Below are 13,188 nucleotides of genomic sequence, written 5' to 3'. Positions count from 1 at the left end.
AATTCAGGTCTGATACATCAAAGTGACATAAGGCGTCGTAGGATGTCATCGACTGAAACTTCCTTATATTTGCTTGATATCGATGTTCTTGTTTCCCAATCAGAGTCTGTGCCTACATAGTTTAATGTCATGTTTATCTTCACTTCTTTGTTGTTAGAGGTGAAGATTATTTTATTTTCCATCGGGAATGACTTGACATCAAATGTCTTGAAATCTGAATAGTCCCAGTTGAGCTGGCTATTTCCATGTATCCTATCCTTGTAGAGAATATTTGCCATACGTATTTTGCCATCGCTCTGGTTTGCAAGCCACTTATAGTTCATGTTGCCCTCTCCCATGGAAATGATGACATCGTCGCCGCCAATATTTGTCTGGAACTTCTCGAGAAGTTCGTTGTTAAGTTGTGCCTGACCTGGTTGGAAGAGTTCGTTCCAGAACAAGGCCTGAAGCGAATAGAAATTCAGTCCGCTGTTGCGCAGGAAGTCTACCTGTTCGTAAGAAGCTCTCAGATATTGTTTGTTGATACGGTCCATGAGAAGCACATAGTCCTTGGTGAATTCCAATCGCGCAGCCTCCACAAATCCGAAAGCCATAAGCTGCAGACGAATGACATCGTCTCGTTTCATCTTAAGGTTACCTGTAAGCGAAAGGTCTTGATTACCTATCTGCACCTGGAATCTGATTTTAGAAGTGATAAACTTTGAATTCTGCGAGTTCTCATTAACTTTTTGCAGTATTTCCTTTGTCTGCAACATTTCCTGTGTGACAGGTTTTGGTTCTGTCACAACGTTCTTGGTTGATTTACATGACGCGAGCGCCATCGGCATAGCCACAACGGCTACCTTTAAGAAGCTGGAGATTCTCATTGTCTAAAATATTTTTTATGTTTTATCTTTTTATGTAATGTTTTGTCACCTGGATTTAGTTTCAAAGCCTCTTTCCAGTATTCCAGAGCCTTATCTGTATATCCGGCATGTATACATATATCGCCGGCATGTTCGAAGAGCACATGACTTGATGATTCCGTATCGTTCTGAAGAGCTTGTTCTATATACACCTTTGCTTCCGTGTAACGCCCTAAGCCGAAGAGCACCCATGCATAGGTATCAAGGTATGTGGCATTTTTGGGTTCAGCCTTCACTGTCTTGTAGCTCATGGCCTCAGCTTTCTCAAGGTCACCGCCTGTCTCGCTAAGGTAATAGGCATAGTTGTTAAGACAACCCATATTATCCGGTTTCCACTGCAGACAGGAATCATATGCAGCGTATGCCTCATGTTGCATGCCTTTTTGGTAATAAAGGTCACCCATGACAGAGTAGAAATCTGACACTATATCGGGATTGCTTTTATCTGTTATCACCGAGACGCCCTTGCGAAACGCATTCAATGCTCCGTCATTGTCATCTTTCCTAAACAGCGCCATACCTTCAAAATAGTAAAACGCCATCTCTTCTGGATTATACTGGCTTGAACTGGTAGCAAGTTTCAGCACGCGGTCCATGTCGTCAGCTTCCCAAGCCTGTCCTATGAGTTGCAAGCTGGCGGAGGCATTATCGGGAGCAATGGCGAGAACGTCCTCAAGCACCCTTGCGACTGAATCTTTTGCCATATTTTTCATCGACATATATGCCGCCTGTAACAATCCCGTTTCAGGCGAGCGGCATTCCGACTGCTGTATGGCGTTAAACGAAGCCAGTATCTTAATGCTGTCAACATTGCCATTGCCTTCCTCGGATATGAGTTGTCGCAACATATATTCACGATCTTCCGCCGAAGTGTTCTTGTTTAACAATATGCGCATTGTCATGCTGTCAGCCTTTTCCAATGCTTGATGCTTCATGAAATATGACCTTAGCGACAATTGAGCCCTATTATTGTTGGGTTCTTCTGTAAGGATTTCGTTAAACACCTTCAAGGCGGCCTCATCCTCGTCGTTCTGTAATAGTATGTCGCCATATAGTCCCTTATAGTTCAGGTCGCCAGGATAACGCTCTGCGAGCTGTTTTGTCTCAGAGATAGCGATCTCTTTCTTGCCTTGTGATGTAAGTATCTCAATTTTTGCGAGTGTGAGCTGCTCATTCTTATCTTCGAGCACTTCCATGCGTTCAAGTGTCTGCAATGCCATATCAAGATTATTTTCTATCTGGTAGAGTCTGAACAACATGTCGAGCACATCTATACGTGAGTCGTCGGCCGCAAACAGTTTCTCATATACATCTATTGCATCCTTGTAATGTGCCGACGAGACATACATCTTTGCCAAAGTCTCTGTGAAGGTGCTATTATCGGGTTCTAATGTCGCGGCATTCCTGAAACAAGCCATTGCTTTGACCTTGTCGTTAAGATTCAGATAATACTGCGCAAGATAGAATTGGGCTTCCGCTGCCTTCGGGTTTATTTCCGTACAACTCCTAAACAGTTCAAATGCCTCGGTGTCGTTTCCTTTCTGGCGTGCCAAGACGGCGTCAAGGAACAACCTGTCATATATGGCAGTAGTATCTGGACCCATACCCATGACGCATTCGTTATCTGTCTTTTGCACGTAAGCATATGACATATCGCCTGCAAGCATTTTTAGACCTGCAAGAACCACAATCGCTCCAAGCGCGATGTTTCTATACGATGGAATGAAAAACAATCTAAAGTTCAATTTATATATTTATTGACATTGTCTGATACATGTAACACTTTGGCAGAACATTATTTCACACCTGTATGTCCATATCCGCCATCACCACGCTCAGTCTCATCGAGTTCCGAGACAAGTGTAAAGTCAGCTTGTTCATGTTTTGCCACTACCATTTGAGCTATTCTCTCGCCTTCGTTGATGACAAAAGGCTCGTTTGACAAATTTACCAATAGAACCTTTATCTCGCCCCGATAGTCAGCATCAATAGTGCCAGGGGTGTTAAGCACTGTGATACCATGTTTTAGTGCCAATCCGCTACGCGGCCTCACTTGAGCCTCAAACCCTGGAGGAAGAGCCATATATAGCCCTGTCCCTATTAGCCTGCGTTCCATTGGATGCAAAGTGACAGGCACATTTATATTCGCCCTCAGATCCAATCCGGCACTGAGTGGAGTGGCGTATTCGGGTAATGGCTGCCGGCCCTTGTTTATAACTTTAATTTCCATGATTATAATGCATCTTTTTTCTAAGTATTCGCTTATAATGGCGCAAATTTAGTTATTTAAATCCAAAAAACATAATTTTTGTTCATAAAAAGTGGTTTTTTTAATAAAAAAAAGCTACTTTTGCACTTGTATGATGAATTGGAAGCAACTTATTACGAATAAAAGGCTTGGACAGGAGCATTTCCATCCACAACGCCAAGACGAGCGGACGGAGTTTAAAAGAGACTACGACCGTCTGATTTTTTCCGCCCCATTCAGACGTCTTCAGAACAAGACCCAAGTATTCCCCCTGCCGGGAAGCATCTTCGTCCACAATAGGTTGACACACAGCTTAGAGGTGGCAAGCGTGGGAATGTCGTTAGGGTGTGACGTGGCACGAGCCATCACACGGAAACATCCGGAACTGCGGGGAACTTTATTTGAAGAGATAGGGCAGATAGTGGCTACTGCATGTCTTGCCCATGATATGGGCAATCCCCCTTTCGGACATTCCGGTGAGAAAGCTATCCAGACTTTCTTTACCGAAGGAGCCGGTAACTTCCTCAAAGACATGGTGAGCGAGGATTTATGGAACGACATCACACATTTTGAAGGAAACGCCAACGCATTCCGCCTATTGGCACATCGTTACAAGGGCCGTAGGCAAGGTGGTTTCGTAATGACCTACTCTACATTGGCAGCTATAGTAAAATATCCATACTCTTCGGCATATTCAGGCGGGAAGGGCAAATTCGGTTTTTTCAATTCTGAAAAGGACCTTTTCAAGCGCATTGCGGACGACATTGGACTAATCAGATTGTCGGAAGAAGGAGAACCACTAAAATACTCACGACATCCGCTGGTTTACCTTGTAGAAGCTGCCGATGACATTTGCTATGAGATAATGGACATTGAAGACTCTCATAAGCTGAAAATATTATCATACGAAGAAACCAAGAGACTATTGCTGTCGTTCTTTGACGAAAAGACACAAGATGGAATAGAAAAAAGGATTATTGACGAGAACATAACCGACCTTAACGAGCAGATTGTTTACATGAGAGCCTGCGCAATTGGCATATTGGAGCAAGAGTGTGCCCAGGCATTTATCAACAACGAGGAGTCCATTCTAAGCGGAACTTTCCAAGGCTCACTGATAGATGCTATCAATCCACGACAGAGAGAAGCATACAAACAATGCATGGACATGTCGTGGAAAAAAATATACCACAGCAAGCCCGTGCTTGACGTTGAACTGGCTGGTTATAAGATTATGAACACACTGATGGAACAAATGATTGAGGCAGTGGTGCACCCTGACCGTTTCCTGTCCAAACAACTCATTTGCCGAGTGAGCAACCAATACGAAATTGACTCACCAGACCTTGAGACAAGGGTGATGGCCGTAATCGACTACATCAGCGGCATGACTGATGTTTATGCCCTTGACGTATATCAGAAGATCAACGGCATAAGTCTACCTATTGTCTGACCCCTCTATTCACTTTTATCCTTATAAATTACCTTATTTGCCCCGCTTGTTATCTTTAAGGCCTCTGGATGTTCCTTGATAAAAGAGTCAATATGCCGCACACGTTTCTGCTCAAGAATCTCGTCGACCGCAATCAGGATACCAGTTTCTTCCACATCGCCAAAGCCATAGTTTATCGCCGTACCGAAAAGTTTCATTGTAGGACTAAGACTCATGTATGCATTCACAAGAGGTGGAATATTATATCCAAGCTTGCGTATCTCACGGTTCAGTATACGATAGTCTTCCTTAAATGATTCCTCACAGAACAGCTTCTCTAAATCATTAGGGTCAGCCTCAATAACCAGCGGTTTCATCGGTACAATAAGCCTTTCCTTGTCATCAAAATGCTTCTTGAGGAAATAAAGTATCATATCGCGTCCCTTACGGATATAAGAAGGATACATTGTCATCTTTCCGAAGAAATATTTCACATCAGGCTGGATAACAGTCAAAGCACCAAGGCCGTCCCATAGATTATCAAGAGCAAAGAGGCTCTTTGAACCATTTTTATTAGTATTCTGGTACTCCAACGACACAAAGCTTCTTCCTAGTTCAATGGTCCAAGGCAGATAGTCCTTAATAAACTTTTCGGAGAAATAAAACATGTGGCTTGTGGCAAGAATAGGCTGGCCATTGGAGTCAAACTCTACATCACTTCCCAAAAGATATCTATAACCACCAATGATTTCCTCTTCTTCCGGATTCCAAACTATCAATTGTTTGTAACAGTTCTCACAAGTGTCAAACTCATCAAGATCTACAGGCTTACCTGTACCACCGCCAGCCTCACGAAAGACGATTTCCCTGAGTCTACCTATTTCTTGTAAGACATTTGGTGCATTATGTACATCAACAATATAGATCTCGTTATGGCTTTTATTAGTCATTCGGAGTTGGCGTTCGGGAGTAAGTTCTTTTTTTAACAGTTCCTTATCCACCGGTTTGATAATCTCTTGTTCCATTTCTATTTGCTTTGGAGTTGAAAATTCGTTTTTTCTATAGTTTATATACTATGTCTTGAACATACTGTGCCCACTGTGCCGGCGTCCGGCTCTTGTCAAAGGTTTGCCATGGAATAGGTTTTCCAAAAGCTACCCTAAAGTGCTTATGTGCATTTTTATACATTTCATCCACAAGGAAGAGCATTGCGATATTCACTTTCTTCACATACTTGTCGGAAAAGTTTGCCAAGCGATAGAAGAAATCTGAATTCTGCCCTCCAAAATGAATTGGCACAATATCGCGCTGGTACTCTACACTTTTTGTGATAAAAGTCTTCTTCCATTCAATGTCTCTTATTTCATTATCACGGCGCCTCGAGCATATGCCTGCAGGAAACATTAGCATGTGATTATCACTCTTAAAACCAGCCTCTACCATTGCGGGGAAATTACGGCTCTGGTTTCCAGTCTTGTTTATAGGTATACACACAGGAGCCAAACCTGGCAGATTCATCAGTATATCGTTTACGAGATAACGGAAACGACCGTCATAACGACGGCCAATAATTGCTCCTAATGCAACACCATCTTCCCCTCCGAGCGGATGATTACTAACAAAAGTATATAGTTTTCCATCATTCTTGTCAGGAAGATTTTCCTCCCCAACAAGCTCTATACTCATGTCAAGATACCTTACGCACTCTTCCAACCATTCAGTACCTGAAAGATGTCTGCTTTCCCAAAGATATCTGTTCACCTCATCCTGATGGAGTATTTTCTTTAGCCATGAAACAAGAGGGCGCGGTACGAACTTTGCCTTGCCGCCCATCTTGTCTTGCAGGATTTTGTCGATGTTTATGGTTTCCTTATTGATCGTTTCCATTCACTCAATTTTTCAATTCTGTGCAAAAGTATAACATTTATCTGAATAAATAAAATTTTTGCCACAGAAAAATACAAAAAACAACAAAAATGTAACAATAAAGCAACAATAACCGTTAATCATACGAAATATTTCGCAATTCTTGAACTTTCCTGCTACTATGTTCCGACTCAAAAAGTGATTGTAACGAAGAAGCTGGAAGAGTATCCTTAGGAACGAACCGGTCGCTATTCATATATTGAAGTATCGAATTATAGAGTTGCTTACACTCTGGATATTGTTGTTGTTTACTAAGGTCGCTCATACACACGACAATCTTACCTTTTCCTACCATAAACTCAAATAATAGTCCAAGGCGGTGATTACGCTCTACATTGTCAATAACTTGTACTAAAGGACGATATCCTTCACGCATAGTGTCCATAATAAGAGGACGGCTTTCATGTACTATTGATGCCCATTGCCAATTGCTATGCATCTGTGTCGGGAAATTAATGAAGATAGGATGAGACAAATCGTTGACAAGCAATCCTAACGTGCCGGGAGAGACTGGTTTTTTATTGTTCTCGCTTATTGTCTTGAACATACGATAATTCCAGTAATCGGTCTGAACAAGCCCTCCTACAGTTTGGTTAGCATACATGGACTTTCGAGGCATAAACAACACCTTAGCTCCGTCTTGTAGTTGTTTTAATATGTGTGGAGAAAGTGTATCGGTGGTAATTATGTTCTTGGTAATATTGGATACAGAAACAGTGTCAGCAGGGTAAACCCATAAAGAATATGTATTTTTATACTCTGTTCCGTCTATTGAGAGAACTAAGGTTAATTGTTCTGGTTTATTTGAATCAGAAAGAGCTGCAACAAATGTATTGGAAGAAACGTGACTGACACCATTACCTGTATAGCTCAACACTTCACTTCCATGAGCTTTCAATGTCCTTTCTGCATCAAAAATCTCCCATTTTATCGGTTTTCCTTTTAATACATCCTCATTTGCAGTATAACTTGCGACAAGAGTGTTCCATCTTATGGTATCACCTTCAGAATAGGTAAAGCGGGGTAGTTCAGCCAAAGGAACCACATCATTACACCACTCTCGCCAACGACTTGGTGTTACCAAATCCTTTGAATCCATAAAAGCATCCAAGATGCCTACATAAGCAGAGCCTTGGCCCGGATAGTCTTGTATATCCAAAAGCTGGAAACCTGCCATATTCTTTGTTCGTAGGTCCATCTCTATGTCTGCTTTGTACAATTCTACAGACCATTTACCAGAAGCGGTGTGAAAATCCTTTGCCTGACTGGCCATTCCAGCCTTCATAAGGCGATCTCTGAAAATCATCATATTATATGGGAATAACACACCTCGGTATTTATCTATTTCATCAAAATCAGGATATGTCTGAAACTGGCCTGTTTCATGACTTATAATGGGTACTGATGTGCCATTGATTGCCTTTTCGAAATTGGTGGTAGTATTTGGATATTCATGATTAACAAGGCCGCCATCAAAGGCATCGCAGAATGAGAAAGAACCACGTACATGAGTGTTATAATCGCCCCAGGCTTCTCCACCTATGCGACAAGTTGTAAAATAATCCATTCCATCGAGCACTCCTTTATATCCCAAATACATATTTGAGCCAAAGGTATAGAGACGGCGACAACCATATCCAATATCATCACGACTTCGGAAATCAGTTACATAATCTGCCATTAGTTCTGTGCTACCCCACAATTCATTGCCAAGACCCATCATGACAAATGAAGGATGATTGCCGTATGCAGCGATAATCTTTCTGCCCTCGTCACGCAGATAATTGGTTAGCCAAAGGTCTTTTTCGTCAAAGCCACCCCAGATAGGTAGTTCTGGCTGAAGATAAATGCCTAATTCATCGGCGGCATCGAAACATGCTTCAGGTGGACACCATGAATGAAAACGTACATGGTTAATGCCGTATTGACGGCAGATAGACAGATAGCGATACCAATCGTCGTAATCCATTGCTACATGTCCGGTAGTCGGGAAAACACAGGCATCGTGTTTGCCGCGGAGGAAAGTAGTCCTGCCGTTTACAGTGAAATGATGTTCTTTTGCCCTAAAGTCACAGAGTCCAAAAACTGTTTCCTTCTCACAAGTCTTACCGCTGGCCTCAACTGTCACTTTCAAAGTATAAAGATTGTTTGGTGTCCATTCACTCCATTTCATCGCCTTTTTACCCAATTCAACAGTATATGTCAGAGTGATTGTTCCGTCAGCATTCACTACCTTTTTGGAATAACCATCATGTTCCACAGGAGGACAAATAGCATTCTTCCCGCACACTGTTGATTTTACAACGAACTTCTGTTTTTGATTACCAGACATAGTCAATTCAACATGGACTTTGTTTTCTGATGCTATAGTATGAGTTTTTATGCTTCTGATAACCACAGGAGATTCTGATGCCTCAAGATACATTTTTCCGATAATACCATTCCAGTTTGTTTGGGTGTCCTCTGTATAAGCATGAGAACTTCCAAGCAACTGCTTCGGCACACTGTTTCCATTGTCCACCATAAGAGTTATTGTATGAATTCCGGAAGTGAGTTTACCTGTAAGATCATAAACCTGAGGAACTGAGATATCATCGCATCTTCCCACTTCCTTACCGTCAATAAATAGTATTGTCGGCTTTGTTCTTTCGAGGAAAAGCATTATCTGCTGCTTCTTCCATGCCGTGGGTATATTCACTTTTCTCTGATACCATGCTTTTCCGAAATAGGAAAAATGTCTTGTAAGATGTGTTGTTTCGCTTTGGTTATTATTCTTTATTCCTTTCTTATTGGTGTCTGTTGTACCTGGCAACATTACGGTTTCTGTAAGTTGGGTTGTGGCATAGCCTTTTTCACGTCCTACGGAATCTGGATCAAGCGCGAAATGCCACAATCCATCGAGAGAAATTCGCGATGACTGAGCAAATACTACTAACGACACCAACAAAATCAACGATAGGGATAATACTCTTTTCATAGCTTGTTTTTTATTTAGGTTTAGGTTAAAAAGCCGCAGGATGGAGTTTCTTTTCCATCCTGCGGAAATAAATATATATTGTTATTTTGCTCCTATCTCTTTAATCAAGCGGTCGGCATGTCCCCACTTGTCCATAAGATATAAAACATACCGGATGTCTACACCAATGCAGCGTGCAAGTTTCTTGTCGAAGAAGATGTCGCTTGAAAGGCTGTCCCAATTGCCGTCGAAGGCAAGACCAATAAGTTCGCCTTTGCCGTTAAACATCGGCGAGCCACTGTTGCCACCAGTAATGTCATTGTTAGTAAGGAAGCAAAGCTGCAGTTTTCCTGTTGTCTCATCAGTATATTTCCCGAAATCAGCAGCCCCCATTAGTTCATGCATTATGGGCTCAGCATAATATTCGATAACCGAGTCGCTCTTCTTCATTTTTTCAACAATACTTTCTGCCGTGGTGTAATATCCTGATGGAGTACCACCAAGATCGTATCCTCCAACCTGGCCATAGCTTAGTCTCATTGTAAAGTTTGCATCGCTATAATGTGGCAGGTCTTCTTCCATTCTTATCTTTGCAGCACACAAATAGCGTTCCTGAATTGCGATGGAATCGTTTAAATCCTGCATAGGTACTGCCAATTTCGACATCATTTCTGTTATATCAAGTCCCATGGCAATTCCAAGGTCTTTTTTCACAGCACCCTTATTGATAAACAATTTCGTACCACTCTTCATCAAAAGGCTCTTGTCCCAAACATAGTTGACATAGGCAGCGCAATCGCCGGCAAACTTCTCATCGATGGTTTTATAGAAATCCGGAAGAAAATCAGCTGATACATGCTCGCGATAGTTTTTCAATAGCACTGCATAAACTTCCTTATCGAGAGCCTCGTCCCATTCGTTGCTATTGTCCTTAAACACAACATACTGTTTCTTTGGTTTGCCTGCAGGACCTTCGACTTGCATTCCATTATGATATTTCAATGCACGGGAAGCAAGTTCGTTAGTACGAATGAAAGTCTCACGGAAATACATTGCCGCCTTAGCATATTCCAAACGCTTGTCATACATCTGCTCCATCTTGGCAAAATCGAGTTTTCCTTTTAGGAATCCTGTAGTATCCTGATATTGTCTAATACGTTTTTCAAATTCAGCCTTTTGTCTTATCAGTCCGGTAGAATCGATACATTTGTTCATTCCCAAAGAATTCTTCCAGTAGTTTGAACTTTGTGCAAATTTAGTGTCATACTTAATACGTACAGCCTCATTAGCACGCATGTGACGTATCATCACATCTTGTTTTACTCCTCTCACTTGTGCCATTGGCGCGTTACGAGCGTCACGACGTTCACGAATGCCAAAAGATGATATATATCGGCTTGTACTGCCAGGAAAACCTATGGTCATTGCAAAGTCGCCATCTTTATATCCCTTTAGTGAAACGGGTGCCCAATGCTTTGGCTTATAGGGCACATTATCTTTACTGTATTTCGCAGGTCCGTTAGTTTTAGGGTCTGCATAAATACGGAATACGGAATAGTCACATGTCTGGCGTGGCCACATCCAGTTGTCGGTTTCACCTCCGAACTTTCCCATTGACTTAGGAATGGTAAATACCAGTCTTAGGTCGGTGAAATCGCGATATGTTGTGGCATAATACTTGTTGCCCTCAAAGAAAGGCTTAATCTCAAGTCTCAATGTTGAATCCTTGGCTTTCACTTCCTTCGACATTACATTTTCGATAGAATCCAAGAAATGGCGTTGCTGCGATGGCAAAATCTTGTTAATGCCTTTTTTGTCGAGATAATCGGTCACGTCCTTCTGTTCAACCATAAAGCTGACAAACATATTCTCATTTGGCAGTTCTTCCTCAAAGCTTTTTGCATAGAAGCCATTTAGCATATAGTCATGCTCAACTGTTGAATGGGAGCGTATGGCCTCGAAACCACAATGGTGGTTAGTAAACACTAGTCCGTCTGGCGAAACTACCACACCGGAGCAATATCCGGAAAAGTTTACCACACAATTCTTTATTGCATTGTCAGACTGGTAGAGGTCAGCGTAAGGCATAGTAAAGCCTTCTGACTGCATCTGCTCAAAAGCAGCCTTAGGCAAGTCGTAAAGAGTCCACATGCCTTCATCGGCCATAACAGGAGTGGCGGCAAGCATTGTTGCTAAAATGATTGAAGTCTTTTTCATATTACTTATATATTTATTTCTTTATTTTCTTTAAAATTGCAGACACGGGAAAATCATTTTTCACGATGAAAAGGACGTAAAACGCTATTAGTACTGTGTTAATGGCAACTGCTGGCAATGTGTCTAACGATGAGTTTACATATGTTATCATGGCAAATACCACAACAGCCAACACAATGTATTTTGCGATATGTCCAAGATGATAGTCTATAGGATAGTACTTCTGTCCTACAAGATAGCTGAACAACATTGCAGTAGCGTATCCCGCGAAACCAGCCCATGCACATGCCATATATCCATATTGTGGAACAAACACCACATTGATGACTATAAGGACAAGGCATCCCGCACCAGAGAACCATGCTCCCCATATAGTCTTGTCTATCAGTTTATACCAGAACGACAGGTTGAAATACACTCCCATCATTATCTCTGCCGCCATCACTATGGGTACCACTTTCAGCCCCTCCCAATAGTCACTGCCTATCAAGTGTTTCAACACGTCGAGATATCCTACCACTACAAGGAAAGCCAACAATGTGAAGATTAAAAAATACTTCATAGCCAACGAGTATGTTTCCTTGTTGTCTTTGTCTTTAGACTTTCCAAACACAAACGGCTCATAGGCGTAACGGAAGGCCTGGGTTATCATGGCCATTATCATGGCTATCTTCGATGCGGCTCCATATATGCCAAGTTGTTCATGGGCATCACCTCCTTTATATATATAGGGAAAGAGTATCTTGTCTGCGGTCTGATTTAGTATTCCTGCAATTCCCAACACCAGAATCGGCCAGCTGTAGCTAAGCATTCGTCCGAGCATCTTTCTGTCGAAGGAAAGACGGAAAGTCTTCAGTTCCTTATAGAAACAGAATGTGATGGAAGCCGTACAAAAGAGGTTTATATAGAAAGCATAGCCTGGCCCCACGGTTGTACTATATATATTTCCGACAATATCGGGATACGATTTATAAAGAGAAGGCAGCACCACGAAATAAACGAGATTGAGCATTATGTTCATGACAATGAACAAAAGTTTCAAAACGGCAAATTTCACCGCCCTTTTCTTATATCTAAGATAAGCGAATGGTATGCACTGGAAAGCGTCTATCGCCACCGTAACCGCCATAACCCACACAAAAGAAGGATGAGAGGCATACCCCATGGCAGAAGACAACGGAGTGATGAATGCAAAGACGAGACAGACGAAGACCATAGCTACAGTCCCCACCGCAGTAAGCGTAGCTGAAAAGACCTTCGAAGGGTCCTCTCCCTCTTTATTGGAAAAACGGAAAAAGGTGGTTTCCATTCCAAACGTCAAAAGCACTAGCATTAGTGCCGTATAGGCATACATGTTGGTTATGACACCATAACCACCGCTTTCAGCGGAAATCTTCGCTGTATAAAGCGGTACGAGCAGATAGTTAAGAAAACGTCCCACTATACTGCTCAATCCATAAATAGCCGTTTCCTTGGCCAATGATTTCAAACCTGCCATAATCGA

9 protein-coding genes are annotated in these 13,188 nt (G+C 42.0%); 1 reads left to right on the top strand and 8 read right to left on the bottom strand.

The window, feature by feature from the left end:
* Window positions 1–17: 17 nt before the first annotated feature.
* From CIK98_RS04485 to dut, 3 genes are read right to left on the bottom strand one after another with little or no spacing between them, the layout of a single operon-like run.
* Window positions 18–866 carry a DUF4292 domain-containing protein gene (locus CIK98_RS04485; RefSeq protein ID WP_094383085.1) on the bottom strand — a complete coding sequence of 283 codons (849 nt, stop codon included), beginning with the start codon at window positions 864–866 and terminating at the stop codon, window positions 18–20.
* On the bottom strand, window positions 863–2,650 hold the full coding sequence (locus CIK98_RS04480) for a tetratricopeptide repeat protein (protein ID WP_141210407.1): 1,788 nt from the start codon (window positions 2,648–2,650) through the stop codon (window positions 863–865). Before CIK98_RS04480 ends, CIK98_RS04485 begins: the two co-directional genes overlap by 4 nt.
* Window positions 2,651–2,700: 50 nt before the next feature.
* Entirely contained in the window at window positions 2,701–3,135 is a 435-nt protein-coding gene (gene dut / locus CIK98_RS04475; protein WP_094383083.1) for a dUTP diphosphatase, read from the bottom strand.
* A gap of 133 nt (window positions 3,136–3,268) precedes the next feature.
* Here dut and dgt point away from each other — a divergent pair, with 133 nt between their 5' ends.
* Window positions 3,269–4,606 (top strand): dGTP triphosphohydrolase, encoded by a 1,338-nt coding sequence (gene dgt, locus CIK98_RS04470; protein ID WP_094383175.1) that lies wholly within the window; start codon window positions 3,269–3,271, stop codon window positions 4,604–4,606.
* A gap of 5 nt (window positions 4,607–4,611) precedes the next feature.
* Here the strand turns inward: dgt and CIK98_RS04465 are convergent, their stop codons facing one another.
* From CIK98_RS04465 to CIK98_RS04445, 5 genes are all read right to left on the bottom strand, one after another.
* A complete protein-coding gene (locus CIK98_RS04465) occupies window positions 4,612–5,610 on the bottom strand; it encodes a GNAT family N-acetyltransferase (RefSeq protein ID WP_094383082.1) in 999 nt (332 codons plus the stop codon).
* A 34-nt stretch (window positions 5,611–5,644) separates the two neighbouring features.
* On the bottom strand, window positions 5,645–6,472 hold the full coding sequence (locus CIK98_RS04460; RefSeq protein ID WP_094383081.1) for a glycerol acyltransferase: 828 nt from the start codon (window positions 6,470–6,472) through the stop codon (window positions 5,645–5,647).
* A gap of 115 nt (window positions 6,473–6,587) precedes the next feature.
* On the bottom strand, window positions 6,588–9,488 hold the full coding sequence (locus CIK98_RS04455; protein ID WP_094383080.1) for a sugar-binding domain-containing protein: 2,901 nt from the start codon (window positions 9,486–9,488) through the stop codon (window positions 6,588–6,590).
* Window positions 9,489–9,569: 81 nt separating this feature from the next.
* Window positions 9,570–11,684 carry a S46 family peptidase gene (locus CIK98_RS04450; protein WP_094383079.1) on the bottom strand — a complete coding sequence of 705 codons (2,115 nt, stop codon included), beginning with the start codon at window positions 11,682–11,684 and terminating at the stop codon, window positions 9,570–9,572.
* A 13-nt stretch (window positions 11,685–11,697) separates the two neighbouring features.
* Window positions 11,698–13,182, bottom strand: a complete 1,485-nt coding sequence (locus tag CIK98_RS04445) for a lipopolysaccharide biosynthesis protein (protein ID WP_094383078.1) — start codon at window positions 13,180–13,182, stop codon at window positions 11,698–11,700.
* Window positions 13,183–13,188 lie beyond the last annotated feature (6 nt).

It is taken from the genome of Prevotella sp. P2-180 (assembly GCF_002251435.1).
Lineage (GTDB): Bacteria > Bacteroidota > Bacteroidia > Bacteroidales > Bacteroidaceae > Prevotella.
The sequence above is the reverse complement of the archived record's forward strand: the minus strand, read 5'-3'. Positions and strand labels throughout refer to the sequence as shown.